Here is a 26,593-nt window from a genome sequence, read left to right as displayed (position 1 = left end):
TAATCTTTTGACATCCGTTTGCGGCGGAAAGGCGCGAAGTTACGCGGAAATCGCACGGAATTGGGAGAAGTTGAACCGCTGCGGAGCCGTCAAAAGAGCGCTCCCAACGCGCCGTCCGTGAAGGAAACTAGACAAGTTTCTCTAATCAGCGCTAAAGTGCGCCCAATTCCACGGAAAAAGAAGCGACCATGACGCGACTGCTGGTACTGCACGGCCCCAACCTCAATCTTCTCGGCACACGGGAACCCGAGGTTTATGGCCGCGTGACGCTCCCGCAGATCGATCAGGCGCTCGCCGATCGCGCAGCGGACGCCGGGGTTGAACTGGCGTCGTTCCAGAGCAACCACGAAGGCGCGCTCGTGGATCGCATCCAGTCCGCGCGCACCGAAAAGACCGATTTCATTCTGATCAATCCCGCCGCGTACACGCACACCAGCGTGGCGATTCGCGACGCGCTGGCGGGCGTCGGTATTCCGTTCGTCGAGATTCACCTGTCGAACGTGCATCGCCGCGAGCCGTTCAGGCACCACTCGTATTTTTCCGACCAGGCCGAAGGGGTGATCTGCGGTCTTGGCTGGAAGGGCTATCTGTACGCGCTCGAATTCGCGCTCGACCGGCTGGCGGCCGGTTCGTCGCGCGGCTGAATCAACAACACGTCTAATTTGCGCCGGCCGCCCACGCGCCGGCACTTCCACGCATTGAAAGGGGCTTCCTGATGGATCTACGTAAACTGAAAACTCTGATCGACCTGGTCTCGGAGTCCGGCATCTCCGAACTCGAAGTGACCGAGGGCGAAGGCAAGGTGCGCATCGTCAAGAATGCGCCGCCGGTTTACGTGCAACAGTCCCCTTCGTACGCGCCGCAGCAGTTCGCGCAGGGTGCGCCGGCCAACGGCGGCGAAGCTCCGGCCGCAGGCGCCGCGGCAGGCGCTCCGGCGACGCCGGCTGCAGCCGCTCCGCAGGGCCACGTCGTGACGTCGCCGATGGTCGGCACGTTCTATCGTGCGCCGTCGCCGGGTGCCGAGCCGTTCGTCCAGGTCGGCGATACGGTCAAGGAAGGCCAGACGATCTGCATCATCGAAGCGATGAAGCTGCTCAACGAAATCGAGTCGGACAAGTCCGGCGTCGTGAAGGAAATCCTCGTCGAAAACGGCCAGGCGGTGGAATACGGCCAGCCGCTGTTCGTGGTCGGCTAAGTGGCGCACCCGCGGCGGCGCGACCGCGCCTTGCCGCGCGCATGCCGTTGCGCTCGCTGTGCCCCTTGCGTTACTGGCGCCCGTTGGGCACGGCGCGCATCCGATCTTCTGAGGCAGCCGGTGTTGTGAACAACCCGGCGCCCACTGATGAGTCGAAAACCCGCTATGTTTGAAAAAATCCTCATTGCCAATCGCGGCGAGATCGCGCTTCGTATCCAGCGCGCCTGCCGCGAACTCGGCGTCAAGACGGTCGTCGTCTATTCGGAAGCCGACAAGGAAGCCAAGTACGTGAAGCTCGCGGACGAGGCGGTCTGCATCGGCCCGGCGCCCTCGAATCTCAGCTATCTGAACATGCCCGCGCTGATCAGCGCGGCGGAAGTCACGGACGCCGAAGCGATCCACCCCGGCTACGGCTTCCTGTCGGAGAACGCCGACTTCGCCGAGCGTGTCGAGCAGTCCGGCTTCACCTTCATCGGCCCGCGCCCGGAAACGATCCGGATGATGGGCGACAAGGTGACCGCCAAGCAAACGATGATCAAAACCGGCGTGCCCTGCGTGCCGGGTTCTGAAGGTGCATTGCCGGAAGATCCGAAAGAGATCGTGAAAATTGCGCGCCAGGTCGGCTATCCGGTCATCATCAAGGCGGCGGGCGGCGGCGGCGGCCGCGGCATGCGCGTGGTGCACACGGAAGCGGCGCTCGTCAACGCGGTCAACATGACGCGCGAAGAAGCCGGCCGCGCGTTCGGCAACCCGCAGGTCTACATGGAGAAATTCCTGGAGAACCCGCGGCACATCGAAATTCAGGTGCTGTCCGATTCGTTCAAGAACGCGGTCTGGCTCGGCGAGCGTGACTGCTCGATGCAGCGTCGTCACCAGAAGGTGATCGAGGAAGCGCCGGCGCCGGGCATCGCGCGCCGTCTGATCGACCGGATCGGCGATCGTTGCGCCGACGCCTGCAAGAAGATGGGCTATCTTGGCGCGGGTACGTTCGAGTTCCTGTACGAAAACGGCGAGTTCTACTTCATCGAAATGAACACGCGCGTGCAGGTCGAACACCCGGTGACGGAACTGATCACGGGCGTCGACATCGTGCAGGAACAGATCCGCATCGCGGCCGGCGAGAAGCTCGCGTTCCGTCAGCGCGACATCGTCTTCAAGGGCCATGCGATCGAATGCCGGATCAACGCCGAAGACCCGTTCAAGTTCATTCCGTCGCCGGGACGTTTGACGTCGTGGCACATGCCGGGCGGTCCCGGCATCCGCGTCGATTCGCATGCTTACAATGGCTATTTCGTGCCGCCGAACTATGATTCGATGATCGGCAAGCTGATCGCTTACGGCGCGACGCGCGAGCAGGCGATCAAGCGGATGCGCATTGCGCTGTCGGAAATGGTCGTGGAAGGCATTCAGACGAACATCCCGTTGCATCGCGAGTTGATGCTCGACGCGAAGTTCGTCGAAGGCGGCACGAGCATTCACTACCTCGAGAACCGGTTGGCCGCGAAGCAGCAGGCCGCGCCGGAAGAAGCGTAAGTCATGAGTTACCGGGAACTGGTCGCCGAACTGGCACGCGAGCACGCGGAGGAATTGTCCGACGCGCTGCTCGAGTTGGGCGCGCTGTCGGTGTCCGTTGAAGATGCGGACGCGGACACGCCCGATGAGCAGCCGCTCTTCGGCGAGCCCGGTCTCACGCCCGACCGCACCGCATGGCAGCATTCGCGCGTGATCGCGCTGCTTGCGCAAGAGCATGATCCCGCGGTGCTGCTCGCGGCGGCATCGAATGAAATCGGTCTCGCCGCAGCGCCGCCTTTCACCGTGCGTGAAGTCGAGGAACAGGACTGGGTGCGGCTCACGCAGTCGCAATTCGATCCGATTCCGATTGGCGAGCGGATCTGGGTCGTGCCGTCGTGGCACGACGCGCCGGACCCGAACGCGCTGATACTCGAACTCGATCCGGGCCTTGCGTTCGGCACGGGCAGCCATCCGACCACGCGTTTGTGCATGGAATGGCTGGAGCAATCGGTGAAGCCCGGACAGTCCGTGCTCGACTACGGATGCGGCTCCGGCATCCTCGCGATTCTCGCCAAAAAGTGCGGCGCGAATCCGGTGTACGGCATCGACATCGATCCGCAAGCGGTCGAGTCGGCGCGTCACAACAGCGAGCGCAACCGCGCTGAAGTCACCTACGGCTTACCCGACGAATGTCCGACCGGTGAATTCGAGATTGTGGTCGCCAATATCCTGTCCAATCCGCTCAAGCTGATGGCGTCGATGCTGTCGTCGAAGGTCAAACCCGGTGGACGGATCGCATTGTCCGGCATCCTGGCGCGCCAGGCCGACGAAGTCGCGCAGGTGTACGCGCGGTGGATCGACATCGGCGTATGGCGCGAACACGAAGGCTGGGTATGCTTAACGGGAACGCGTCGCGAAAGCCATTAGAATAAGGCGCATTGTCCAACCAACGGCCTCCTGGCTAACCGGCTCACTATGCTTCTGGCAACGCGCTGCCCCTTCTGCGAAACCGTTTTCCGCCTGCAACCGGCGCAGCTCGCGCTGCGTCGCGGGCTCGTGCGCTGTGGGCAGTGCCACGAAGTATTCGATGCATCCGGCAGTCTCTACGACATCAGCGAAGCCGGCGACTTCTCCACTGCAAGACAGGTCTCCGCAGCCGCGGCCATGGAGGCGCTTTCGGGCGCGCGCCCGAGCAGCGCCGACTTCAGCCCCTCAGCGTGGGACCCGTGGGCGCCGAGGCCCACGCCGCTCTTCGAGGAACGCCTCAGGCACAACGCGGAGAACGTCTCGGCGCAGCCGCGCTACGTGGGCGCAGGTCCATCGGCGGCAGCGGGTGCAGCGGGTGCTGCGCCGAAGGAACCGCGCTTGCCCGCAGGCAGCGCGCCGACGGCTGCAGCCGATCACGAACCCCTGCTCGCGGACGCACCGCTCGAACCGTTCGCGTATGACACGGAACCGGCAAACGAGCCGGCAAGCGAACCGGCAAACGAACCAGCAACGCAGCCGCCCGCCGGCGAAGCACCGCGCGTCTGGCATAAGACAGAGCGCGCTCCCGGCTCCGAGCCCGACGAACCGGTGCTGAACGAGTCGGCAAGTTTCCACGGATTCCCCGACAACGAACCGCATTTCGGCACGACCGGCGTAGGCGCGGCCGGCCTCGGCACAACGCATCCGCACCCGCATTTCGACGACGATCTCGATCTGCGCGGCCCGGCACGCGCGGCAGCCACGCCGGACGGCGAGCCGTTCTCCGTGCAGCCGGTCAACGACGACGCCGATCCGTTCCCCGTGGTGCGCGAAACGCGCCCTGCCGAGCCGCGCCGCCTCGCGTGGATCATCGGCGGATCGGTGGCGGCGGGACTGCTCGTCATCGCGTTGCTGGCGCAGCTCGCATGGTGGCAACGCGAAACGGTGCTCGTCTATATGCCGCGCAGCCAAGCGCTGTACACGAAGGTATGCGCGCAACTCGGTTGCCAGGTGACGGCGCCGCACGACATCGACGGTCTGCAGGTCGAGCCGTCCGATCTGCGGCAAGTCGACGGGCCGCATAAGCTCGAGTTGCGCATGCCGCTGCGCAACCGCTTTAACGTCGCGCTCGCCTACCCGGCGATCGAACTCACGCTGCTCGACGACCAGAACAACATTGCGCTGCGCCGCGTGCTGTTTCCGCAAGACTACGTGGCGCCGGGCACGCCGATCGCAGCCGGCCTGCCGCCGCACATGACGCAAACCATGATCGTCCGCCTCGATACGGGCAACGCGGTCGCGTCGAATTTCCGCGTACAGATTTTCTATCCGTAACGCATCCCCGCGCGTCCGGCTCGATTCGGGCGCGCTCACCGTCGTCACAGACGAACTTTCGGAGCACAACAACATGAGTCAAGTCACGCTGGGTGGTAACCCGATCGAAGTAGCCGGCAGCTTTCCGTCGGCCGGCCAGACCGCGCCTGCCTTCTCGCTGGTCGGCAAGGATTTGAAACCGTTGTCGCTCGCCGATTTCGCGGGCAAGCGCAAGGTGCTGAACATCGTCCCGAGCCTCGACACGCCGACTTGCGCGACGTCCACCCGCAAGTTCAACGAAGCCGCCGCGAAGCTCAGCAACACGGCCGTGATCGTCGTGTCGGGCGATCTGCCGTTTGCGGCGTCGCGCTTTTGCACGACCGAAGGCATCGAGAACGTCGTGACGGCCTCGACGTTCCGCGGCCATGACTTCGCGCAGGCGTACGGCGTCGACGTCACCAGCGGTCCGTTGACGGGCCTCACCGCGCGCGCCGTCGTCGTGATCGACGAGAACGACAAGGTCGTTCACTCGGAACTGGTCAGCGAGATCAAGAACGAACCGAACTACGACGCAGCACTCGCCGCGCTGAAGTAAAACCTCGGCGTAGCAGACTCCGGCGCCGCGCTCCACGCGCGGCGCTTTCACATCGTCACTCCGATTTCTTCATTCTTTTTACAGGAACGCTCGCCTTGGCTACGCTGATTTGCGGCTCGCTCGCCTACGACAACATCATGACTTTCGAAGGCCGGTTCCGGGAGCACATCCTGCCGGAGCAGGTCCACATCCTGAACGTGAGTTTTCTGGTGCCGACGATGCGCCGCGAGTTCGGCGGCTGCGCGGGCAACATCGCCTATTCGCTGAATCTGCTCGGCGGCGACGCGCGCATCATGGGCACGCTCGGCGAGGTCGACGCGCAGCTTTACATGGACCGCTTCAGGCAGCTCGGGCTGTCGACGGAAAACGTGCTGGTCGTGCCGGGCACCTATTCGGCGCAGGCGATGATCACCACCGACCTCGAGAACAACCAGATCACCGCGTTCCATCCGGGCGCGATGATGCAGTCGCATCTGAACCGCGCGGACGAAGCGAAGGACATCACGCTCGGCATCGTCGCGCCGGACGGCTACGACGGCATGATCCAGCACGCCGAGCATCTTGCCGCAGCGGGCGTGCCGTTTATCTTCGATCCGGGCCAAGGACTGCCGCTCTTCGACGGTGCTGCACTGCGGCGCATGATTGAACTTGCGACCTATGTAGCTGTCAACGATTACGAAGCCAAACTTGTGAGCAACAAGACGGGTTGGTCGATCGAGGAGATCGCCGGCAAGGTCGAAGCGCTCATCGTCACGCTCGGCGAACACGGTGCGCAGATTCATCATGCGGGCGGCGTCGAAGACATTCCCGCCGTCAAGGCACAGCAGGTGCTCGACCCGACAGGATGCGGCGACGCGTTTCGCGGCGGCTTGCTGTACGGCATCGAAAAGAAGCTCGGCTGGGCGACCACGGGCCGTCTCGCGAGCCTGATGGGCGCGCTGAAGATCGAACAGCAGGGTCCGCAAAACTACGCGCCCACCCGGGCGCAGATCAACGAACGGTTCAAGCAGGCGTTCGGGTACGACCTGCCGTAATACCGAAAGCTATTGGAGTTAGGGAATGAGAACAACGAGTCGCCTGATAGTGGCCGCCTTGATCGCCGGTTCGCTGGCCATGTCGGGGTGTGCGTATAACAGCAGTTCCGCCGACGTCTACACCGCGTCGCAGGCGCAGCGCGAGGAAACGGTCCGCATGGGCATGGTCGACAGCGTGCGCGCCGTCAAGATCAGCTCGAACAACGGTCAGCCGAGCGGCCTCGGTGCGATCGGCGGCGGCGCGCTCGGCGCGGTGGCCGGCAGCACTATCGGCGGCGGCACGGGCTCGATCGTCACCGGCATTATTGGCGGTCTGGCGGGTGCGGTGGCGGGCAACTCGGTCGAGAACCGGGTGGCCGTGCGCGACGGTCTGGAAATTACCGTGCGGCTCGATAACGGCGACATTCGCGCGATCACGCAAAGCTCAACCGGCGAGATTTTCCGCGCCGGCGACCGCGTCCGGCTGCTTTCCAGCGGCGGCGTCACGCGCGTCACGCACTAAGCTTTCCCCTCTCGAGCGGCCAGCTTCATGCGGCCGCATCGACCTCACACGCATGCCCTCCCCTGTGCATGCGTTTTTTTTCGCCTGCGCATTCGTGCTGCTTCCGTTTGTATCGACTCGTACGGACGAAAAAAATCCCGTCGCCGAAACCGGCAACGGGATCCTGACCGAGTAGCGCTCGCGAGACTGTGTGAAGCGCTACTCGATCATCGACACATCATGCGATGCGTCGAAGTACTGCTACCGCTGAACAGCCCGATTACGGACGGCTGCCCGTCGGGAACGGCCATGCTGCTGCCGGGTTCAGCGCGGTCTTCACCGTTGCTGCCGGTGCGCTCGAAACGGAAGTCGCAGCGGGTGCAGGTGCAGCCTTCTTGGCAACAGCCTTCTTCGCAGGCGCGGCCTTCTTCGCGGGAGCAGCAGCGGCCTTCTTCGCAGGAGCAGCCTTCTTGGCAGGCGCAGCCTTTTTAGCAGCAGCCTTCTTCGCAGGCGCAGCCTTCTTCGCAGCAGCCTTCTTGGCAGGCGCGGCTTTCTTCGCAGCAGCCTTCTTCGCAGGCGCGGCCTTCTTCGCAGCGGCCTTCTTGGCCGGCGCTGCCTTCTTCGCAGTCGCCTTCTTCGCCGGTGCAGCCTTCTTCGCTGCAGCCTTCTTCGCCGGCGCTGCCTTCTTCGCTGCTACCTTCTTGGCCGGTGCTGCTTTCTTCGCTGCGGTCTTCTTGGCCGGCGCAGCCTTCTTCGCTGCTACCTTCTTCGCCGGCGCTGCCTTCTTCGCCGCTACCTTCTTAGCCGGAGCAGCCTTCTTCGCTGCTACCTTCTTGGCCGGTGCGGCCTTCTTCGCCGGAGCTGCCTTCTTTGCTGCGACCTTCTTTGCTGCAGGCTTCTTAGCGGCGGCTTTCTTTGCAGTTGCCATCATTTTCTCCTTCAGGTTTTCAGATGAGAGTCAGTTCAAACTACACCCTTCGTCAAAACCCGCTTCCCGCGGACGCTTCTCAGGGCGCGCGCTACGAAGCGGGCTATTCATCGGCGTACGCAGGTGCCGCGCGCTTACGCTAATGAATGCGGTAAGGCGCGCCGTGCCGCAAGGCACCGCGCGCCAAATGTCATCGGCGTTGGAAATCAACGCCGGCAATTGCTTGATCGAGCCGACGGCGATACCGCCGACGGCTTTTTCCGGGGGGAAGTTTGCCCATCCCACTGAAGGGTTCGCAAAGTGCCGGTCATGTTTGTGGGCCGCGAAGGCACGCGGCGCACGAGGCACGCTTTGCATCAGGCGGTTCAGCTCCTAAACATAATCGCCGCAGCCGAAGCCACGGCATCCCCATCGATGAATACATCGCGGTACGAACCCGGATCACTCCCAAGTCAGCGCGCCGCCAGTCTGATATTCGATCACACGCGTCTCGAAGAAGTTGCGCTCCTTCTTCAGGTCGATCATCTCGCTCATCCACGGGAACGGGTTTTCCTCGTTCGGGTACAGCGGATCGAGACCGATCTGCTGGCAACGGCGGTTGCAGATGAAGCGCAGATAGCTCTTGAACATCGACGCATTGAGGCCGAGCACCCCGCGCGGCATCGTGTCTTCTGCGTAACGATATTCGAGCTCGACCGCTTGCTGGAAGATCTCGCGGATTTCCGCGCGGAACTCAGCCGTCCAGAGTTGCGGGTTTTCGAGTTTGATCTGGTTGATCAGGTCGATGCCGAAGTTGCAGTGCATCGACTCGTCGCGCAGGATGTACTGATACTGCTCCGCGGCGCCGGTCATCTTGTTCTGGCGGCCGAGCGCCAGGATTTGCGTAAAGCCGACGTAGAAGAAGAGGCCTTCCATCACACAGGCGAACACGATCAGCGAGCGAAGCAGAGTCTGGTCTGTCTCGAGCGTGCCGGTCTTGAAGCCCGGATCGGTCAGCACATTGATGTACGGAATCAGGAACTCGTCTTTCGCGCGGATCGAGGGAACCTCGTGATACGCGTTGAAGATCTCGCCTTCGTCCAGACCCAGCGATTCGACGATGTACTGGTATGCGTGCGTGTGGATCGCCTCTTCGAACGCCTGGCGCAGCAGGAACTGGCGGCATTCGGGCGCCGTGATATGGCGGTAGGTGCCCAGCACGATATTGTTGGCGGCGAGGGAATCGGCCGTCACGAAGAAGCCCAGGTTGCGCTTGACGACGCGGCGCTCGTCTTCGGTCAGACCGTTCGGGTCTTTCCAGAGGGCGATGTCGCGCGACATGTTCACTTCTTGCGGCATCCAGTGGTTGGCGCAACCAGCCAGATACTTTTCCCAGGCCCACTTGTATTTGAACGGCACCAACTGATTGACGTCGGTCTGGCCGTTGATGATGCGCTTGTCGGCGACATTCACCCGCGCTTCGGAAACGGCAGCAGTTCCAGCAGCACGAGCAACGTTAGCAGCGGGAGCGACAGCGATGTCGTTCGCGAAGATGTCTGAAGCCGAGGGAGCATGAGGAGCGGAACGCGTTTCGACTTGCGAACCGACAGCCGATCCCGCAGCGTTGCGCAACACGTTCTGTTGCGTAGCGCTCGAGGGAGTTACGGCAGTGATCTCGTCATCCCAGTTGAGCATAAATGTCACCATCAATTTAGAACGGTTTGTACCATCTTTTCACGAGCGATAAAAGAGTCCGCTTGCGAAAAATCCTGTTTTCGATTCGCGTTGCTACGTTCATACAACACTTTGTTCAACAGACTGTGAACGTTGCCTTGAGTGATGCGACTTCAAGCTGTGTCGTCGAGGTGCTTCGCGAGCTCGAAGAGCAACGTGTCCGAGCGACGTTTCGCTGCTCTATCTATCTGTATTGCGGAGTGCGGTTGCTGTGTACTGCACTTCGATGCGCACTTCGATGCGCGTTGCGGGTTCGTCCGCGTTAGCGAGATGAAGTTCAATGCGATGTCGCGCGATGCATGTGGCCGGTTGCGTTGTTCGCTGCGTCGTTTCATCGCTGCATCATTTCATCGCTGCGTCGCTGCGTTGATTGAAGCGTTGGTGAAGCGGCGGGTCTTGCAGTCGGTGTCGTCTTGCGCGCTTCGTGACATGCCGACTCGTTGCTTCTCTACTTCACTTTGCAACGGTCCGACGATGAGCGGTGCGGCGTTCGACTTCATCCACCTTGCTTGCCGCGCCGCTCGTCGGCTTATCTCTGCTTCATCTCTATCAGGTTCGTCGATCGCTGCATGCGGGTCATTACCTAGAACGCTTCAGCAAACAACGAACCTGCTTACTGCGACTACTCACTGCGACTGCTCGCTCTTGCCGCTTACTGGCAAGCCTCGCACTCGTCGAAGCCAGGATCGCCCGGACGCATCATGCACACGGGACCGTCCGCTTCGGGCGCTGCTTCCACTGCAACTGCCGGCGCTGCCGCTGCCGCCGCCGCTGCCTGGAAACCGCCGACACCCGCACCGCCGCTCACGCCGAAGCCACCTGCCGCGCCGCCGCCGACACCACCGGCACCGCCCGCACCTTCGCCGCCGCCCGAACTCACTGCGTTCAACGCGCCGTGAGCGACCGTCGACTTCTCGACGTGCGTGGCCGCCATCGTGCGCAGGTAGTACGTGGTCTTCAGACCGCGCACCCATGCGAGCTTGTAGATCTCGTCGAGCTTCTTACCCGATGCGCCGCCCATGTAGATGTTCAGCGACTGTGCCTGGTCGATCCACTTCTGACGACGCGACGCCGCTTCGACCAGCCACTTCGGATCGACTTCGAACGCGGTCGCGTAGATCGCGCGGAGGTCCGCCGGAATACGGTCGATGCGCGAGAGCGTGCCGTCGAAGTACTTCAGGTCGGCGACCATCACTTCGTCCCACAGACCGCGTGCCTTCAGGTCGCGCACCAGGTAGTCGTTGACCACCGTGAATTCGCCCGACAGGTTCGACTTCACATACAGGTTCTGGAACGTCGGCTCGATGCAGGCCGACACGCCGATGATGTTCGAGATGGTCGCGGTCGGCGCGATCGCGATGCAGTTCGAGTTGCGCATGCCGTAGGTGGCGATGCGCTGACGCAGTTCGGTCCAGTCCATCGACTCGCTCGAATCGACTTCGACATAGCCGCCGCGCGCGTCGGCCAGCAGCTTGACCGAGTCTTGCGGAAGAATGCCGCGATCCCACAGCGAGCCGCGATAGCTCGAATAACGGCCGCGCTCCTGCGCCAGTTCCGTCGACGCGTAGTAAGCGTAGTAGCAGACCGCTTCCATCGACGTGTCGGCGAACTTCACCGCTTCTTCCGACGCGTACGGCGTGCGCAGCAAATGCAGGCAGTCCTGGAAGCCCATGATGCCCATGCCGACCGGACGGTGCTTCAGGTTCGAGTTACGCGCCTTGGCGACTGCGTAGTAGTTGATGTCGATCACGTTGTCGAGCATGCGCATCGCGACGCTGACGGTGCGCTTGAGCTTGTCGTGGTCGAGCACGAGCGTGCCGTCGGCCTGTTCCTTCAGATGCGCGACGAGGTTCACCGAGCCCAGGTTGCAGACGGCGATTTCAGCGTCGCTCGTGTTCAGCGTGATTTCGGTGCACAGGTTCGACGAGTGGACGACGCCGACGTGCTGTTGCGGCGAGCGCACATTGCACGGGTCCTTGAACGTGATCCACGGATGGCCGGTTTCGAACAGCATGCCGAGCATCTTGCGCCACAGTTGCGCCGCCGGAACCTTCTTGAAGAGCTTGATCTCGCCGCGCGCGACCTTGTCTTCGTAAGCCGTGTAAGCCGCTTCGAACTCGGCGCCGAACTTGTCGTGCAGATCCGGGCAGGTGGACGGCGAGAACAGCGTCCAGTCGCCGCCTTCCATCACGCGCTTCATGAACAGGTCGGGAATCCAGTTCGCCGTGTTCATGTCGTGCGTGCGGCGACGGTCGTCGCCGGTGTTCTTGCGCAGCTCCAGGAATTCTTCGATGTCGAGGTGCCACGTTTCCAGGTACGCGCACACTGCGCCCTTGCGCTTGCCGCCCTGGTTCACGGCGACGGCCGTATCGTTGACGACCTTCAGGAACGGCACGACGCCTTGCGACTTGCCATTGGTGCCCTTGATGTGCGAGCCAAGCGCACGCACACGCGTCCAGTCGTTGCCGAGACCGCCGGCGAACTTCGAGAGCAGCGCGTTTTCCTTCAGCGCTTCGTAGATGCCGTCGAGGTCGTCGTCGACCGTGGTCAGATAGCACGACGACAGTTGTGAGCGGCGCGTGCCCGAGTTGAACAGCGTCGGCGTGGACGACATGAAGTCGAAGCTCGACAGCACGTTGTAGAACTCGATCGCGCGCGCTTCGCGGTCGATCTCGTTCAGCGACAGGCCCATTGCGACACGCATAAAGAATGCCTGGGGCATTTCGATACGCACGCCGTCGTGATGCAGGAAGTAGCGGTCGTACAGCGTTTGCAGACCGAGGTAGCCGAACTGCAGGTCGCGGTTGTTATCGAGCGCGGCGCCCAGACGCTTCAGGTCGAACTGCAGCAGCTTGTCGTCGAGCAACTCGGCTTGCACGCCGCGCTTGATGAACTGCGGGAAGTACTCGGCGTAACGCTCGCCCATTTCGGCTTGCGTGACTTCTTCTTCGAGAATCTCGCGGCGGATCGTGTGCAGCAGAATGCGCGCGGTGACCTGGCTGTAAGCCGGATCTTTTTCGATCATCGTGCGAGCGGCCAGGATCGCCGAGTCGTAGACCTGGCTCATCGGCACGCCGTCGTACAGATTCTTGACCGTTTCAGCGACGATCGGCTCGGCGCTCACGGCGTCGCCCAGGTTCGCGCAAGCGGACTCGATGATGCCGCGCAGCGCAGCCATGTCGAGCGGACGCGACACGCCGTTGTCGGTAACGGTGAGGCCCGGCGTGCTGCCGGCCACCTGTTCGTCGTGACCGCGCGCCTGGGTGCGCTTCTCGCGATACAGCACGTAAGCACGCGCGACGTTGTGCTCGCCGCCGCGCATCAGCGCGAGTTCGACCTGATCCTGAATGTCTTCGATATGGAACGTGCCGCCGTTCGGACGGCTGCGCACCAGCGCGCGCACCACGTTCTGCGTGAGTTGCTCGACCAGTTCGCGCACGCGTGCGGATGCCGCGCCCTGACCACCGTTGACAGCGAGGAATGCCTTCGTCACGGCGATGGCGATCTTCGACGGCTCGAACGACACCACGCTGCCGTTGCGGCGGATCACCTTGTAGTCGGCGTACGTCGCTTGCGGCGCGAGCGCCTGGGCGCCTTGTGCCTGGCCGAAAGCCTGGCCAGTCGGTGATCCCTCATACCGGGTCGTCGCGTTGTCGGTGGTTTGCATGTGCAAAGCTCCTGGTCCTGGAAATGTTGCGGCGAGTGCCGCGGATTAAAACGAACGCTGCGCCGCGTGCGCGAGCGATGGGGTGCAGGAAAGAGGCCGGCCTCGGCGGCTGACGGAATGCGACTGCGATGAAGCCTGATTCGAATTCGTAACGGTCTTCGTCGTAGTTCTCGCGATCACTCTCAGCCCCTTTCCTGATGCTTATGGTTGCCGCCGGTTGGTTCGCGCTTGCCCCGCGCTCTACCCGCTCTTACGTTTCACCGGCCGCCCTGCAGGAATTCTTTTTCGCTGCCTGGAATGCTTGCGGCGCCATGCTCGGAGAGCGGGGCGCCGCAGACTTGTGCACTATGTTATGCACTTGGTTATTCACACAGTTATACACAGGACACACAACATCTAGTGCGTAACTGAATTTGTGGCACCAAGTATAGTGGACTTTCAAGACAGATCAAATCGTTTTATTTATCCGAAACGTATTGACTTTTGGCTCGCGCGACGCGAAGCCGGCTCCCCGGAGAGCGAGGCTGCGCCTCGTTCTCCTCGCATCACGCGAGCTCGCGCGAACGGCCGTTACCGCGTTTTGGAAAACTTGAGATAGGGGAAATACCGATCCGCGAGCGAGGTGTCGCGTTGCAGGCGCGCCCATTCGAAGTGGGGGCCCGGATCGGTCTTGCGGCCGGGCGCAATGTCGGAGTGTCCGGCGAGGGCTTCGATCGGATAACGTGCCGCGAGCGCTCTCACGAGCGCGCTCAGCGTGCGGTATTGAGCCGCCTCGAAAGCAGTTGTGTCACTGCCTTCGAGTTCGATGCCGATGGAGAAATCATTGCAACGCTCGCGGCCGAAAAAATTCGACGGTCCCGCGTGCCACGCGCGCTCGTTGCACGACACGAACTGTTCGAGGGCGCCGTCGCGATGAATCACGAAATGCGCCGACACGCGCACGCCGCGCAGATGCGCGTCGTAATACGGGTGAGCGTCGCAATCGAGTGTATTGAGGAAGAGTTCGGCGATAGCCGTGCCGCCGAATTCATTGGGCGGCAAGCTGATGTTGTGCACCACGATCAGCGTGGGCACCGCGCCTTGTGGCCGCGCCTCGAAGTTCGGCGACGGCAGTTTGCGTGCTTGCGCGGCCCAACCGTCTGCGTCGACGGTGAACTCGACGCTCATCGGGCGTCGCGGCCCGTGGGTCGCGTGCCGTGCCGCTGCGCGTGCGCGGCGCTGCAGAACACCTGGCCCGCGGCGACCACCGAGTCGCTCTTCGGCGCATGCACGCCGCACTCGACACAACGGATCATCGGCTCCGCGAGTTGCGGCGCCTCGGGCTGACGCGCGGCGCCGTTGCCGTTATTGGCAGCGCCGCGCGCGCCGCCTGCGCCGGTACGTTGCGCGGTGTGCGCATCGTGACGGCGCAGCGCCTTCACAAGCCACTGCCCGACGATGAACAACAGGATCAGCAAAAAGATTTGTCGCATGGGACACGCTCACACTACAGCTCGGTGCAACAGCACCTCGAAAACAAAACGGCTGCCGACGTACGCCAGCAGCAACGCGACGAACGACGCCAGCACCCAGCGCAATGCGGCACGGCCGCGCCAGCCGGACACCTTGCGCGCCGTCAGGAGCGCGCCGAACATCACCCACGAAAGAATCGCGAACACGGTCTTGTGATCGAGCCGCAGCGCGCGGTCGACCAGTTGCTCGCTAAACAGAATGCCCGATACCAGCGTCAGCGTGAGCAGCACGAAGCCCGCGCCGATCAGACGGAACAGCAGCTTCTCGAGCGTGAGCAACGGCGGCAGTGTATCGAGCCAACTGGAGAGCCAGCCGTTGCCCGCTGCGGCCACATGCCGCTGCGCGACGCCGCCGCGCATCGCATGAAGACGCCGCTCGACGAGCAGCATCAGGACGGCGTGCAGCGCCGCGATCGCGAACAGGCCATACGCGATGTTGGCGATCAGGAAGTGCAGCTTGAACATGGGCGCGGCCGAATACGGCAGCACACGCACGCCGTTGAACGCGAGCGGCAACAGCGACGCGACGCAGGCGAGCGGCAAGACCAGCAGACGCAGCCCGTCGAGCGGAAAGAAAAAGCTTTCTATCCAATAGATGCCGGCGCCGAGCCAGAACATCGCGGAGAGCGCGAAGGCGAAGCCGAACACCATCGCGTTCTGCGGGAAGATCGTGGTGTGCAGCAGCACGCCGTGCGCGAGCAGCGCGACGAACAGCAGCGCGCGGCCCGATGAGCTCATGCCCGACGCCGCGGCCCCGGCGAACCCGGAACGCGCGTCGGCCGTGGTTGCCGCGCCGGCCGGCATGGGCGCGACGCTCTCCAGCATGGAGCGCGATCCGGCGTGCCGGTGCGAGCGCCAGCCCGCTACGGCGAGTCCGCCGTACAGGAGCGCGGTGAGGGCATACAGTACAATATCCATATTCGAAGTTTACACTAGGCCCCCGCCCCGCGACGTCTTCCGCTTCGCGCCCGCCCGGGCCGCACTGTTCATCGCTCCCCATGCTCGACAATCTGACTCAACGGATGGCGCGCGTCGTCAAGACGCTGCGCGGCGAAGCCCGGCTCACCGAGGCGAACACCCAGGAAATGCTGCGCGAAGTGCGCCTTGCGCTGCTCGAGGCGGACGTGGCGCTGCCCGTCGTGCGCGAGTTCATCGCGAAGGTGAAAGAGAAGGCGCTCGGCGAGGAAGTCATCAGCAGTCTGTCGCCGGGTCAGGCGCTCGTCGGCGTCGTGCAGCGCGAGTTGACCGCGGTGATCGGCGGCGATTACGAAGGCAAGGCATCGGAGCTGAACCTGGCCGTCACGCCGCCGGCCGTCATCCTGATGGCGGGTTTGCAGGGCGCGGGTAAGACGACCACGGTCGGCAAGCTCGCCAAGCTGCTGCGCGAAAAGTACAAGAAGAAGGTGCTGACCGTTTCGTGCGACGTCTATCGCCCTGCTGCTATCGCGCAGTTGAAGACGGTGACCGAGCAGGTCGGCGCGGATTTCTTCCCGTCGGAACCGGATCAGAAGCCGGTGGGCATCGCGCGTGCGGCGGTGGATTGGGCCAAGCGTCACTATCACGACGTGCTGATCGTCGACACGGCCGGCCGTCTCGGTATCGACGAAGCGATGATGCAGGAAATCACCGCGCTGCATACCACGCTGAAGCCGGCGGAAACGCTGTTCGTCGTCGATGCGATGCTCGGCCAGGACGCCGTCAACACGGCGAAAGCGTTTAGCGACGCGCTGCCGCTCACCGGCGTCGTGCTGACCAAGCTCGACGGCGACTCGCGCGGTGGCGCGGCACTCTCCGTGCGTCACGTCACGGGCAAGCCGATCAAGTTCGTCGGCGTCGCGGAAAAGCTCGACGGCCTCGAAGTGTTTTATCCGGATCGCATGGCGAACCGGATTCTCGGCATGGGCGACATTCTCGCGCTCGTCGAAGAAGCGCAGAAGGGCGTCGACGTTCAGGCCGCGCAAAAACTCGCCGACAAAGTCAAGAAAGGCGGCGACTTCGACCTGAACGATTTCCGCGCGCAGCTCACGCAAATGAAGGGCATGGGCGGGCTGTCGTCGCTGATGGACAAGCTGCCCGCGCAATTCCAGCAGGCCGCCGCCGGCGCCGACATGAGCCAGGCTGAAAAGCAGATGCGCCGCATGGAAGGCATCATCAACTCGATGACGCCGCTCGAGCGCGCCAAGCCGGATCTCATCAAGGCCACGCGCAAGCGCCGCATCGCCGCGGGCGCGGGCGTGCAGGTGCAGGAAGTCAACCGCATGCTGAACCAGTACGACCAGATGCGCACGATGATGAAAAAGCTGAAGGGCGGCAACATGCAAAAGATGATGCGCGGCATGAAGGGCATGTTGCCCGGCATGCGCTAAGCTTTAGCAAGACGGCGGCACGCGCGTCGTGCGGGTTGCACTGCGCCCGCCGATAGCCGCCGCCTCGGAAAAGGAATTGGTTGAGAGCATTCCCGCTCACACTATGTATACAGTCACCGCCCGTCAGACGTCATGAACCGCGAAGAAGCTCTCCACATTTTTAGCCACTCCGAAGAAATCGTTTCGGCCGACGACGTGAACGCGTCGATCAGCGGCATGGCTGCCGCCATCCGCGCCGAAATAAGCGAGGACTTCCCGCTCGTGCTTTCGGTGATGGGCGGCGCCGCGGTGTTCACCGGCATGCTGTTGCCGCACCTCGACTTTCCGCTCGAGTTCGACTACATCCACCTGACCCGCTATCGCAACACCACCAAAGGCGGCAACGAGATGCAGTGGCGCGTGGCGCCGGCCGAGTCGGTGAAGGATCGCGTGGTGCTGGTGCTCGACGACATTCTCGACGAAGGCGAGACGATGGCCGCGATTCGCGACCGTATCCTCGCGATGGGCGCGAAGCGCTTCCTGAGCGCGGTGCTGTGCGAGAAGATCATTCCGAAGGCCAAGCCGCTACGCCCGGACTACTGCGGCTTCGAAGTGCCGGACCGCTATGTGTTCGGCTGCGGCATGGACGCGAAAGGCTACTGGCGCAACCTGCCGACCATTCGCGCGCTGACCGAAGGCGCGTGAGTTTTTCATCTGTCTTGCGCTGGAACGAAAAAGCGGCCTACCTGGGCCGCTTTTTCATTGGGTGGCGATAAGGCGCGCCGCCGGCTTCACAGTTGATGCACGAAGGCGCGGATACCGCCGAGCATCATCTCGACGGAAATCGCCACCAGCACGAGTCCCATCAGACGCTCGAATGCCATCATGGTGCGCTCGCCGAGCCATGCCTGAATCCGCTCGGCCAGCATCAACACCACAGCGCAAACGATCATGGTGACGGTCAGCGCGCCGATCCATTCGAACATCTTGCCGGGCGCCTGCGACGTCAACAGCATCACCGTTGCGAGCGCCGACGGTCCGGCCAGCGCCGGAATGGCGAGCGGCACGATCAACGGCTCGCCGCCGCGCGCGTCGCCGCCGAACGGGCCGTCCGGATGCGGGAACACCATGCGCAACGCAATCAGAAACAGCACGATGCCGCCGCCGATTCGCAACGACTGGTCCGTGAGACTCATCATCCGTAAGAACGCGTCGCCCAGCACCATGAACAGCAGCAGGATCGCAAACGCAATCGCGACCTCACGCAGAATCACGGCGGTGCGCCGCTTCGGCGACACACCGCGCAGACAACTGATGAAGAGCGGAATGTTGCCGAGCGGATCGGTGATGAGAATCAGCAGAACGGTCGCGGACAGGAAGGTGTACTCCACCGTCCGCTCCGCTTAGCGCGCGAGCGCCGCGCGCACCTTCGCGATCACCGTTTGCGCGGCTTCGTCGACCGGCAGCAAGGTCGCCTCGGCGTCGCGGCGGCCCTGATATTCGAGCTTGCCTTCCTTCAGGCCGCGGTCGCCGATCACGAGGCGATGCGGCACGCCGATCAGCTCCCAGTCGGCGAACATCACGCCGGGGCGTTCGCCGCGGTCGTCCAGAATCACGTCGATGCCCGCTTCCACCAGTTCCGCGTACAGCTTGTCGGCCTGCTCGCGCACGGCTTCGCTGCGGTCATAGCCCATCGGGCACAGCACGACTTCGAACGGCGCGATCGATTCCGGCCAGATGATGCCCTTGTCGTCGAAATTCTGTTCGATCGCGGCGCCCAGAATACGCGTGATGCCGACGCCGTAGCAGCCCATTTCCATCGGCTGCGGCTTGCCGTTTTCGTCGAGGCAGGTCGCGTTCATCGCTTCGGAATATTTGGTGCCGAGCTGGAACACATGACCGACTTCGATGCCGCGGCAAATGTCGAGCACGCCCTTGCCGTCCGGCGACGGATCGCCCTTCTTGACGTCGCGAATATCCGCGACGACGGGCTCCGGCAAATCGCGGCCCCAGTTGACGCCGGTGGTGTGGAAGTCCACCTCGTTCGAGCCGACCACGAAGTCGCTCATGTTCGCGACCGTGCGGTCCGCCACGACCTTCACCGGCTTCTTCGTGTTGAGCGGGCCGAGATAGCCCGGCGGCGTGCCGAAGGTCTCGATAATCTCAGCCTCAGTCGCCATGCGGAAGTCGGTGAGGCCCGGCAAGTTGTTTGCCTTGATCTCGTTCAGATCGTGATCGCCGCGCAGCATCAGCAGCCAGATGGTCGGCTCGGCGCCTTCGTTTTCGGTCGCGAGCACGATCGACTTGATGGTGCGTTCGAGCGGAATGTTCAGGTACTCGGCGACGGCCTCGCACTTTGCCTTGCCCGGCGTGGGCGTCTTCTTCAGCTCCTCGGTGGGAGCGGCGCGTTGTGCGTAAAGCGGCAATGCTTCGGCCGCTTCGACGTTCGCAGCGAAGTCGGAGGTCGGGCAATAGGCGATTGCGTCTTCGCCCGTTTCGGCGATCACGTGAAACTCATGCGAGCCGCTGCCGCCGATCGAACCGTTGTCCGCCGCGACCGCGCGGAAGTCGAGACCGAGGCGCGTGAAAATGCGCACGTACGCGTCGTACATCTTGCGATACGACTCGCGCAGACCCGCCGCGTCCTTGTCGAACGAGTACGCGTCTTTCATGATGAACTCGCGGCCGCGCATCACGCCGAAACGCGGACGGATTTCGTCGCGGAACTTGGTCTGGATCTGGTAGAAGTTGACCGGCAACTGACGGTAGCTCTTGATCTGGCCACGCGCGATGTCCGTCACCACTTCTTCGTGCGTCGGTCCGATCACGAAGTCGGACTGCTTGCGGTCCTTGAAACGGAGCAATTCGGGGCCGTATTTTTCCCAGCGGCCCGACTCCTGCCACAACTCGGCCGGCTGCACGGCCGGCATCAGCAATTCGATAGCGCCCGCCCGGTTCATTTCCTCGCGCACGATGGCTTCCACCTTGCGGATCGAGCGCAGGCCGATCGGCAGGTAGTTATAGATGCCGCCGGCGACGCGGCGGATCATGCCGGCGCGCACCATGAGCTTGTGGCTGACGATCTCGGCGTCTGCCGGAGCTTCTTTCAGGGTGCCGATAAAGAAACGGGAAGCTTTCATTCAGATTTTCCAAAAGCGGCGGCTCCGGAGGGACCGCCCGAAAGGGTGAAACGGGAAATCGACACGGCTGCGGCGCCAGAACCCGCGGTGTGCTGCACTGCGCCGCACCGACGCCAAAGCGCCGACGACGCCGCCGCGCAAAGCCTTCTGCACAAGGGATGACGCGCGGGAAGCTTGACAGGCTACCGCAAATGCAGGCCTTTTGCGGCGAATCGTTCCATTCTGGTGCGAATCGGTGCGTCAGGGCCGTTATCTGTTTATAATCAAAGCAATTTTAAAGGATTCGAAGGTGGTTGTATGCTGGATCGTGAAGGCTTTCGCCCGAACGTCGGCATCATCCTCTTGAACGCGCACAACGAGGTGTTTTGGGGCAAACGGCTCCGTGAACATTCCTGGCAGTTTCCGCAAGGGGGCATCAAGTACGGAGAGACCCCCGTGCAAGCGATGTATCGGGAGTTACACGAAGAAACCGGGCTGCTTCCTGAGCACGTCAAGGTGATTGGTCGCACGCGCGACTGGTTGCGTTACGAGGTGCCTGACAAGTTCATCAAGCGTGAGGTACGCGGTCATTACCGCGGCCAGAAACAAATCTGGTTTTTGCTCCGAATGGTGGGGCGCGATTGCGACATCTGCTTGCGCGCCACCGACCACCCGGAGTTCGATGCCTGGCGTTGGAACGAATATTGGGTGCCGCTCGACTGTGTGATCGAGTTCAAGCGGGATGTGTATCAGTTGGCGCTGACGGAGCTGTCCCGTTTCATGCGCCGGACTGTGCCGCGTGCGGAAAAACCCGGCGCTCATCATGGGCCGCGCTATCCACGGATAGCGTCGTCAATGGAAAGTCCGCCGGATTCCACGGTAATGACGGTGACAACGGTCACGTCCGTCAGAATCGAAACTTCGGTTCGCACAACAAGCGTGTCCGACTGCGGTGAAAATGCCGCGTCAACGGACGAGGCCAGCGCCGCGTCGGAGCTTGAAGAAGACGCAGCTCGCGAGGCTGCCGTTTCGTTGCTTCGCCAAGGCGTGCGTAGTTGATCGTTCTGCGCGGCTTTCCGTGCCGCTATGCGGGCGCGGCCCCCGGACCCGGGAGCCGCGCCCGTTTTTTGAGGAAAACCATATTGAAAGCTCTCGCTCTCGTCGTGGCGTGCGTCGCCACCGGCGCCCTTCTGGCTGGCTGTTCGAGTGCCGGCAAACCCACCAATAAGGATGACAGCGCGTTTACCTATCTGCTCGACCGGCCTACCAATTGGGTCGAAAACAAGGTCGAGACGTTGCCGCCGCTGCCGCAGGATTCGGGCCTGCTTCCGTTCGAAGTGTCGGGCAATACGCCGCTGCATTTCGCGATAGATCCGACGTCGCTCACGGTGGGTTCGGACGGCGTGGTGCGCTACACGGTCGTGGTCACGAGCCCGAGCGGCGCGCGCAATGTGAACTACGAGGGCATTCGCTGCGACACCTATGAATGGCGTCTGTATGCCGGTCTGAATGCCGATCACGACGGCTGGGACAGAACCGTTGCCAACGACTTCACGCGCATCGAGAACGGCGCGCTGAACGCTTATCACGCGGCGCTGTATCAGGATTATCTGTGCGCAAACAAGCTGCCGACAGGCAGCGCCAAGTCGATTATCGAGAACATCCGCTATAAGCGCACGGCGACGTCTTTGATTCATTGAACCGTTGACGATGCATTAGGCAAAAAAGCCGTTCCAGTGGTGACTGGAACGGCTTTTTTAATTGCCGCCTGATGTCTCTTTGCCGGCCGCTGGCCACTGACCGCTGATTGATTACCCGCTCAAACCAGCACCAGGTTGTCCCGATGAATCAATTCGGGCTCGAGCATGTAGCCGAGCACCGACTCGATCTCGCCGCTCGGACGCCGCTGGATCAGCTTGGTTTCGGCACTGCTGTAATTGGTGAGGCCGCGCGCCACCTCCCGGCCCGCTGCGTTCAGGCAAGCGATCACCTCGCCCCGCGCAAACGCACCCTGCACGCCGACAATGCCGATGGGCAGCAGGCTCTTGCCGCCCGCGGTCACCTTCTCGACGGCGCCGTCGTCGATCACGACGTGGCCGCGCACCTGCAAGTGATCGGCCATCCACTGCTTGCGTGCTGCCATGCGCGCGGTGCGTGCGATCAGTTGCGTGCCGATCGCTTCACCCGAGGCGAGCCGCGACAGCACGTCGGCTTCGCGGCCGCTGGCTATCACCGTATTCGCCCCGCTGTGCGCGGCGCGCTTGGCGGCGAGAATCTTGGTCAGCATGCCGCCGCGGCCGAGGCTCGAGCCCGCGCCGCCGGCCATCGCCTCCAGGTCGGGCGCGCCGGCATCCGCCTGCTGAACCAGCGTCGCGTTCGGATCTTTCCGCGGATCGGCGGTGAAAAGCCCTTGCTGATCGGTGAGGATGATGAGTGCGTCGCCCTCGATCAGGTTCGCGACGAGCGCGCCGAGCGTGTCGTTGTCGCCGAACTTGATTTCGTCGGTGACGACCGTGTCGTTCTCGTTGATTATCGGCACCACGCCGAGCCGCAAGAGCGTCAGCAGCGTGGAGCGCGCGTTCAGATAGCGCTCGCGGTCCGCGAGGTCGGCATGCGTCAGCAGGATTTGCGCGGTCTGAATGGAATGCTCGGCGAAGCGGCTTTCGTAGACCTGGGCAAGGCCCATTTGACCGACGGCGGCGGCCGCTTGCAATTCGTCGATTTCGCGCGGCCGCTTGGTCCAGCCGAGCCGCTGCATGCCTTCCGCGATCGCGCCGGAGCTCACCAGCACGACTTCCTTACCTTGAGCGCGCAACGCGGCGATCTGCGCAGCCCAGCGGCCGATCGCAGCATGATCGAGGCCTCGGCCGTCGTTCGTGACGAGGCTCGAGCCGACTTTCACTACCAATCGCCGTGAATCTGCGATGACGGAACGCATTGTGCGTGGTCTCCCAAGATGACGCCTGACACGCACCGGCCCCGAAAGGCCGGCGCTCCCGTTGTTTATTCCTGCGGATCGGCGCTGGATTCGCTGGCGGCGGCCGGCGCTTCGGGCTTGTCGCGAAAGCGCACGTCGGCGGCGAGATCTTCGGCCTCAGCCGCGCGCTGAGCTTCCGAATGCGCGGCGATGTAGTCGAACACCGCGTAGCAAAGGCTCTCGCAACCCTGACCGGTCAGCGCCGAGATTTCGAACACCGGACCGTCCCAGCCGAAGCCTTCGAGGAACGCCGACACGCGCGCTTCGCGCTCATCCTCGGGCACCATGTCGAGCTTGTTGAGCACCAGCCAGCGCGGCTTCTGATACAGCTGCTCGTCGTACTTGCGCAGTTCGTTGACGATCGCCCTGGCTTCCGCGACCGGGTCGACGGATTCGTCGAACGGCGCGATGTCGACGATATGCAGCAGCAGACCTGTGCGCTGCAAGTGCCGCAGGAACTGGTGACCGAGCCCCGCGCCTTCAGCCGCGCCTTCGATCAGGCCCGGAATGTCCGCGATCACGAAGCTGCGGCTCGGCCCGACGCGCACCACGCCGAGATTAGGCGCGAGCGTGGTGAACGGATAGTCGGCAATCTTCGGCTTCGCGTTCGATACCGAAGAAATGAACGTCGACTTGCCCGCGTTCGGCATGCCAAGCAGACCGACGTCGGCCAGCACTTTGAGTTCGAGGCGCACCATGCGGCGCTCGCCCGGCTTGCCGTCCGTTTTCTGGCGCGGCGCGCGGTTCGTGCTGGACTTGAAGTGCAGGTTGCCCAAACCGCCGGCACCGCCCTCCGCAATCTTCACGCTCTGATTGTGCTCGGTCAGATCGGCGATCAGTTCGCCGGTTTCCATGTCGGTAATCGTGGTGCCGACCGGCATGCGCAGCGTGATGTCGTCGCCGCCCTTGCCGTAGCAGTCCGCGCCACGGCCGTTTTCGCCGTTGCGCGCCATATGTTTTTTCGCGTAGCGATAGTCGATCAGCGTGTTGATGTTGCGGTCTGCTACCGCAATCACGCTGCCGCCCCGCCCGCCGTCGCCGCCATCGGGGCCGCCGAACGGAACGAACTTCTCGCGGCGCATCGACGCGCTGCCATCCCCTCCGTCGCCGGCGATGACTTCAATCCTCGCTTCGTCAATGAACTTCATGCGTAACTCCGTCCCGTGGTGTACAGCCAGATGGTGCTGCCAGATGTGTTGTTGCCGGATACTGCCTGATACAGCTATTTTGCCGCGCCCGCCGCGCGATGATCAATCGACCGAACGGCATAGGACGACGTCAGAATTCGCGGCGGCAACAGCCGCTACCGCAATAAAAAAAGCCCCGCTAACTTCGCGGGGCCTTTTTCCGGTCCTGAAGCCCGTGCCTGAGCAAGCTCAGACTGCTGCCGGGATCACGTTGACCATATGCTTCTTCGCGGCGCCTTTCGTCGAAAACTTGACGTGGCCGTCCGTCAGCGCGAACAAGGTGTGATCCTTGCCGATACCGACGTTCTCGCCAGCGTGCATGCGCGTGCCACGTTGACGAACGATGATGCCGCCAGCGTTGATAGCCTGACCGCCGTACACTTTCACGCCAAGTCGCTTCGACTCGGAGTCGCGGCCGTTCCGGGACGATCCGCCTGCCTTTTTGTGTGCCATTTGATTTGCTCCTTAACCGGTGCGCTTACGCGTTGATCGCGTCGATGCGCAGTTCGGTATAGTTCTGGCGGTGGCCGCCATGCTTCTGGTAGTGCTTCCGGCGACGCATCTTGAAGATGGTCACTTTCTTGTGACGACCTTGCGACACGACGGTAGCCTTGACGGAAGCCCCACTGACCAGCGGCGCACCGAACTTAATCGATTCGCCTTCGCCCACTGCGAGAACCTGGTCGAGCGTGATTTCAGCGTCAATGTCTGCCGGTATCTGTTCTACTTTAAGTTTTTCGCCGACGGCAACTTTATACTGCTTGCCACCGGTTTTTATGACCGCGTACATTGAGAACCTCACTCTGTGTTCATTTTTTCCACGCACCGCGCGCGGAAACCCGTGATTATACATAGAGTTAGCTGCTCGGTCAAAACTCATTGAGAGCCGCCGCCTGCCGTCCGGGTGACGCGCGGCCCGCCGCCGGGCGCCGCTCCACGCTGCTCTGTGCGCTGCCGTAAGGCGCGGCGCACGGCAGTCCGCGACCCGGAACCACCGCGATTCGCCTTATAATTCGCGGCACTACCCAATTCAGCCATCATGTCGTCGACTGCCACCCCCTCCTCCAACGCCGCCAGCCTGCTCGCTCCGATAGCCGAAGACATGCAGCAGGTGAATCGCGTCATCCGGCACCGTCTTGCGTCCGAGGTGATGCTGATCAATCAGATCTCCGAGTACATCATCAGTGCCGGAGGCAAGCGGCTGCGGCCCGCGCTGCTGCTGCTGGTGGCCGGCGCGCTCGGAGAAACCACGGGGCATCGGCATGAACTGGCGGCGGTCGTGGAATTCATCCACACCGCGACGCTGCTGCATGACGACGTGGTCGACGAATCCGATCTGCGGCGCGGACGCCAGACGGCTAACGCGCTCTTCGGCAACGCGGCGAGCGTGCTCGTCGGCGATTTTCTGTATTCGCGCTCGTTCCAGATGATGGTCGGGGTAGGCAAGATGCGCGTGATGGAGATCCTGGCCGAGGCGACCAACATCATCTCGGAAGGGGAGGTGCTGCAGCTGCTGAACATGCACGACGCCGACGTGGACGAAGCCCGCTACATGCAGGTGATCCGTTACAAAACGGCGAAGCTGTTCGAGGCCGCCGCGCAACTCGGCGCGGTGCTGGCCGGCGCAGACGCGCGCATCGAAGCGGCCGCGGCGGAATTCGGCCGGCGCATCGGCACGGCCTTCCAGATCATGGACGACTGGCTCGACTACACGGGCACCGCCGAGTCCATGGGTAAAAATGCCGGCGACGATTTGCGCGAAGGCAAGCCCACGCTGCCGCTCATCTATCTGATCGAGCGCGGCACGCCCGAGCAATCGGCGCTTGCCCGCGAGGCCATCGAACAAGGCGGCACCGACCGCTTCGACACGATTTTCGAAGCCATCACGCGTTCAGGCGCGCTCGACCACACGCTCGAATGCGCGAAGCAGGAGGCGCAGGCAGCCGCCGCCGCAATTTCTTCGTTCCCGGATTCCATTTACAAAGAAAGCCTGCTAGAATTATGTTCTTACTCGACGGCGAGACAGTCTTAAACGAGACGGAAACGCCG

The 26,593-nt window shown here is 62.9% G+C and carries 26 protein-coding genes; 13 read left to right on the top strand and 13 right to left on the bottom strand.

The window, feature by feature from the left end; genetic code table 11:
• Positions 1–188 precede the first annotated feature (188 nt).
• From aroQ to P0D87_RS26980, 8 genes are all read left to right on the top strand, one after another.
• Positions 189–644 (top strand): type II 3-dehydroquinate dehydratase, encoded by a 456-nt coding sequence (gene aroQ / locus P0D87_RS27015; protein ID WP_006051861.1) that lies wholly within the window; start codon positions 189–191, stop codon positions 642–644.
• A gap of 71 nt (positions 645–715) precedes the next feature.
• The gene (accB, locus tag P0D87_RS27010) at positions 716–1,195 is read left to right on the top strand and encodes an acetyl-CoA carboxylase biotin carboxyl carrier protein (RefSeq protein WP_006051860.1); all 480 of its coding nucleotides are present in this window, start codon (positions 716–718) and stop codon (positions 1,193–1,195) included.
• Positions 1,196–1,360: 165 nt separating this feature from the next.
• Complete coding sequence (accC, locus tag P0D87_RS27005; RefSeq protein ID WP_006051859.1) at positions 1,361–2,728, top strand: acetyl-CoA carboxylase biotin carboxylase subunit; 1,368 nt, start codon at positions 1,361–1,363, stop codon at positions 2,726–2,728.
• Positions 2,729–2,731: 3 nt separating this feature from the next.
• A complete protein-coding gene (prmA, locus tag P0D87_RS27000) occupies positions 2,732–3,634 on the top strand; it encodes a 50S ribosomal protein L11 methyltransferase (protein WP_006051858.1) in 903 nt (300 codons plus the stop codon).
• 48 nt (positions 3,635–3,682) lie between these two features.
• Positions 3,683–5,008 carry a zinc-ribbon and DUF3426 domain-containing protein gene (locus P0D87_RS26995; RefSeq protein ID WP_053858754.1) on the top strand — a complete coding sequence of 442 codons (1,326 nt, stop codon included), beginning with the start codon at positions 3,683–3,685 and terminating at the stop codon, positions 5,006–5,008.
• Positions 5,009–5,081: 73 nt separating this feature from the next.
• Entirely contained in the window at positions 5,082–5,582 is a 501-nt protein-coding gene (tpx, locus tag P0D87_RS26990; RefSeq protein WP_006051856.1) for a thiol peroxidase, read from the top strand.
• 95 nt (positions 5,583–5,677) lie between these two features.
• Positions 5,678–6,616, top strand: a complete 939-nt coding sequence (locus P0D87_RS26985) for a carbohydrate kinase family protein (protein ID WP_006051855.1) — start codon at positions 5,678–5,680, stop codon at positions 6,614–6,616.
• Between the two features lie 25 nt (positions 6,617–6,641).
• Entirely contained in the window at positions 6,642–7,118 is a 477-nt protein-coding gene (locus P0D87_RS26980) for an outer membrane lipoprotein (protein ID WP_006051854.1), read from the top strand.
• A 259-nt stretch (positions 7,119–7,377) separates the two neighbouring features.
• Here P0D87_RS26980 and P0D87_RS26975 read toward each other — a convergent pair whose 3' ends face one another.
• From P0D87_RS26975 to P0D87_RS26945, 7 genes are all read right to left on the bottom strand, one after another.
• Positions 7,378–8,025 (bottom strand): histone H1-like DNA-binding protein, encoded by a 648-nt coding sequence (locus P0D87_RS26975; RefSeq protein WP_006051852.1) that lies wholly within the window; start codon positions 8,023–8,025, stop codon positions 7,378–7,380.
• Between the two features lie 30 nt (positions 8,026–8,055).
• On the bottom strand, positions 8,056–8,382 hold the full coding sequence (locus P0D87_RS26970) for a hypothetical protein (protein WP_006051851.1): 327 nt from the start codon (positions 8,380–8,382) through the stop codon (positions 8,056–8,058).
• 84 nt (positions 8,383–8,466) lie between these two features.
• On the bottom strand, positions 8,467–9,699 hold the full coding sequence (locus P0D87_RS26965) for a ribonucleotide-diphosphate reductase subunit beta (RefSeq protein ID WP_081653099.1): 1,233 nt from the start codon (positions 9,697–9,699) through the stop codon (positions 8,467–8,469).
• 691 nt (positions 9,700–10,390) lie between these two features.
• A complete protein-coding gene (locus P0D87_RS26960) occupies positions 10,391–13,405 on the bottom strand; it encodes a ribonucleoside-diphosphate reductase subunit alpha (RefSeq protein ID WP_053858755.1) in 3,015 nt (1,004 codons plus the stop codon).
• Positions 13,406–13,975: 570 nt separating this feature from the next.
• Entirely contained in the window at positions 13,976–14,572 is a 597-nt protein-coding gene (gene ampD / locus P0D87_RS26955; RefSeq protein ID WP_006051847.1) for a 1,6-anhydro-N-acetylmuramyl-L-alanine amidase AmpD, read from the bottom strand.
• The gene (locus P0D87_RS26950; RefSeq protein ID WP_053858756.1) at positions 14,569–14,877 is read right to left on the bottom strand and encodes a PP0621 family protein; all 309 of its coding nucleotides are present in this window, start codon (positions 14,875–14,877) and stop codon (positions 14,569–14,571) included. Before P0D87_RS26950 ends, ampD begins: the two co-directional genes overlap by 4 nt.
• 9 nt (positions 14,878–14,886) lie before the next feature.
• The gene (locus P0D87_RS26945; protein ID WP_029971499.1) at positions 14,887–15,834 is read right to left on the bottom strand and encodes a cytochrome C assembly family protein; all 948 of its coding nucleotides are present in this window, start codon (positions 15,832–15,834) and stop codon (positions 14,887–14,889) included.
• Positions 15,835–15,914: 80 nt separating this feature from the next.
• On the opposite strand from P0D87_RS26945, the gene ffh reads away from it, so the two are divergent.
• Positions 15,915–17,282 carry a signal recognition particle protein gene (gene ffh, locus P0D87_RS26940; protein WP_053858757.1) on the top strand — a complete coding sequence of 456 codons (1,368 nt, stop codon included), beginning with the start codon at positions 15,915–15,917 and terminating at the stop codon, positions 17,280–17,282.
• Between the two features lie 132 nt (positions 17,283–17,414).
• Complete coding sequence (locus P0D87_RS26935; RefSeq protein WP_006051843.1) at positions 17,415–17,966, top strand: hypoxanthine-guanine phosphoribosyltransferase; 552 nt, start codon at positions 17,415–17,417, stop codon at positions 17,964–17,966.
• Between the two features lie 86 nt (positions 17,967–18,052).
• Here the strand turns inward: P0D87_RS26935 and P0D87_RS26930 are convergent, their stop codons facing one another.
• Entirely contained in the window at positions 18,053–18,652 is a 600-nt protein-coding gene (locus P0D87_RS26930; protein ID WP_006051842.1) for a MarC family protein, read from the bottom strand.
• Positions 18,653–18,664: 12 nt separating this feature from the next.
• Entirely contained in the window at positions 18,665–20,401 is a 1,737-nt protein-coding gene (locus P0D87_RS26925) for a proline--tRNA ligase (RefSeq protein ID WP_053858759.1), read from the bottom strand.
• 297 nt (positions 20,402–20,698) lie between these two features.
• On the opposite strand from P0D87_RS26925, the gene P0D87_RS26920 reads away from it, so the two are divergent.
• Entirely contained in the window at positions 20,699–21,439 is a 741-nt protein-coding gene (locus P0D87_RS26920; RefSeq protein ID WP_053858760.1) for an RNA pyrophosphohydrolase, read from the top strand.
• A gap of 83 nt (positions 21,440–21,522) precedes the next feature.
• Positions 21,523–22,080, top strand: coding sequence for a CNP1-like family protein (locus tag P0D87_RS26915; protein WP_053858761.1), 558 nt, complete (start codon positions 21,523–21,525; stop codon positions 22,078–22,080).
• A 119-nt stretch (positions 22,081–22,199) separates the two neighbouring features.
• On the opposite strand, the gene proB is transcribed toward P0D87_RS26915, so the two are convergent.
• The 4 genes from proB to rplU all read right to left on the bottom strand — a co-directional run bounded on the left by proB (position 22,200) and on the right by rplU (position 25,334).
• A complete protein-coding gene (proB, locus tag P0D87_RS26910) occupies positions 22,200–23,318 on the bottom strand; it encodes a glutamate 5-kinase (RefSeq protein WP_006051838.1) in 1,119 nt (372 codons plus the stop codon).
• Positions 23,319–23,383: 65 nt separating this feature from the next.
• A complete protein-coding gene (cgtA, locus tag P0D87_RS26905) occupies positions 23,384–24,505 on the bottom strand; it encodes an Obg family GTPase CgtA (protein ID WP_006051837.1) in 1,122 nt (373 codons plus the stop codon).
• 228 nt (positions 24,506–24,733) lie between these two features.
• The gene (gene rpmA / locus P0D87_RS26900) at positions 24,734–24,997 is read right to left on the bottom strand and encodes a 50S ribosomal protein L27 (RefSeq protein ID WP_006051836.1); all 264 of its coding nucleotides are present in this window, start codon (positions 24,995–24,997) and stop codon (positions 24,734–24,736) included.
• Positions 24,998–25,022: 25 nt separating this feature from the next.
• Complete coding sequence (gene rplU / locus P0D87_RS26895) at positions 25,023–25,334, bottom strand: 50S ribosomal protein L21 (protein WP_006051835.1); 312 nt, start codon at positions 25,332–25,334, stop codon at positions 25,023–25,025.
• A gap of 249 nt (positions 25,335–25,583) precedes the next feature.
• Between rplU and P0D87_RS26890 the strand changes: the two genes are divergently transcribed.
• A complete protein-coding gene (locus tag P0D87_RS26890; protein WP_053858762.1) occupies positions 25,584–26,576 on the top strand; it encodes a polyprenyl synthetase family protein in 993 nt (330 codons plus the stop codon).
• Positions 26,577–26,593: the final 17 nt, after the last annotated feature.

The sequence above is a fragment of the Paraburkholderia sp. RL17-368-BIF-A genome (assembly GCF_046054045.1).
GTDB classification, from domain to species: Bacteria; Pseudomonadota; Gammaproteobacteria; order Burkholderiales; family Burkholderiaceae; genus Paraburkholderia; species Paraburkholderia graminis.
The sequence above is the reverse complement of the archived record's forward strand: the minus strand, read 5'-3'. Positions and strand labels throughout refer to the sequence as shown.

Excerpts from the sequence above, each read along its gene's own strand:
- aroQ (WP_006051861.1), top strand. The coding sequence starts at position 189 with ATGACGCGACTGCTGGTACTGCACGGCCCCAACCTCAATCTTCTCGGC.
- accB (WP_006051860.1), top strand. The coding sequence starts at position 716 with ATGGATCTACGTAAACTGAAAACTCTGATCGACCTGGTCTCGGAGTCC.
- accC (WP_006051859.1), top strand. The coding sequence starts at position 1,361 with ATGTTTGAAAAAATCCTCATTGCCAATCGCGGCGAGATCGCGCTTCGT.
- prmA (WP_006051858.1), top strand. The coding sequence starts at position 2,732 with ATGAGTTACCGGGAACTGGTCGCCGAACTGGCACGCGAGCACGCGGAG.
- P0D87_RS26995 (WP_053858754.1), top strand. The coding sequence starts at position 3,683 with ATGCTTCTGGCAACGCGCTGCCCCTTCTGCGAAACCGTTTTCCGCCTG.
- tpx (WP_006051856.1), top strand. The coding sequence starts at position 5,082 with ATGAGTCAAGTCACGCTGGGTGGTAACCCGATCGAAGTAGCCGGCAGC.
- P0D87_RS26980 (WP_006051854.1), top strand. The coding sequence starts at position 6,642 with ATGAGAACAACGAGTCGCCTGATAGTGGCCGCCTTGATCGCCGGTTCG.
- P0D87_RS26975 (WP_006051852.1), bottom strand. The coding sequence starts at position 8,025 with ATGGCAACTGCAAAGAAAGCCGCCGCTAAGAAGCCTGCAGCAAAGAAG.
- P0D87_RS26970 (WP_006051851.1), bottom strand. The coding sequence starts at position 8,382 with ATGCAAAGCGTGCCTCGTGCGCCGCGTGCCTTCGCGGCCCACAAACAT.
- P0D87_RS26965 (WP_081653099.1), bottom strand. The coding sequence starts at position 9,699 with ATGCTCAACTGGGATGACGAGATCACTGCCGTAACTCCCTCGAGCGCT.
- P0D87_RS26960 (WP_053858755.1), bottom strand. The coding sequence starts at position 13,405 with ATGCAAACCACCGACAACGCGACGACCCGGTATGAGGGATCACCGACT.
- ampD (WP_006051847.1), bottom strand. The coding sequence starts at position 14,572 with ATGAGCGTCGAGTTCACCGTCGACGCAGACGGTTGGGCCGCGCAAGCA.
- P0D87_RS26950 (WP_053858756.1), bottom strand. The coding sequence starts at position 14,877 with ATGCGACAAATCTTTTTGCTGATCCTGTTGTTCATCGTCGGGCAGTGG.
- P0D87_RS26945 (WP_029971499.1), bottom strand. The coding sequence starts at position 15,834 with ATGGATATTGTACTGTATGCCCTCACCGCGCTCCTGTACGGCGGACTC.
- ffh (WP_053858757.1), top strand. The coding sequence starts at position 15,915 with ATGCTCGACAATCTGACTCAACGGATGGCGCGCGTCGTCAAGACGCTG.
- P0D87_RS26935 (WP_006051843.1), top strand. The coding sequence starts at position 17,415 with ATGAACCGCGAAGAAGCTCTCCACATTTTTAGCCACTCCGAAGAAATC.
- P0D87_RS26925 (WP_053858759.1), bottom strand. The coding sequence starts at position 20,401 with ATGAAAGCTTCCCGTTTCTTTATCGGCACCCTGAAAGAAGCTCCGGCA.
- P0D87_RS26920 (WP_053858760.1), top strand. The coding sequence starts at position 20,699 with ATGCTGGATCGTGAAGGCTTTCGCCCGAACGTCGGCATCATCCTCTTG.
- proB (WP_006051838.1), bottom strand. The coding sequence starts at position 23,318 with ATGCGTTCCGTCATCGCAGATTCACGGCGATTGGTAGTGAAAGTCGGC.
- cgtA (WP_006051837.1), bottom strand. The coding sequence starts at position 24,505 with ATGAAGTTCATTGACGAAGCGAGGATTGAAGTCATCGCCGGCGACGGA.
- rpmA (WP_006051836.1), bottom strand. The coding sequence starts at position 24,997 with ATGGCACACAAAAAGGCAGGCGGATCGTCCCGGAACGGCCGCGACTCC.
- rplU (WP_006051835.1), bottom strand. The coding sequence starts at position 25,334 with ATGTACGCGGTCATAAAAACCGGTGGCAAGCAGTATAAAGTTGCCGTC.
- P0D87_RS26890 (WP_053858762.1), top strand. The coding sequence starts at position 25,584 with ATGTCGTCGACTGCCACCCCCTCCTCCAACGCCGCCAGCCTGCTCGCT.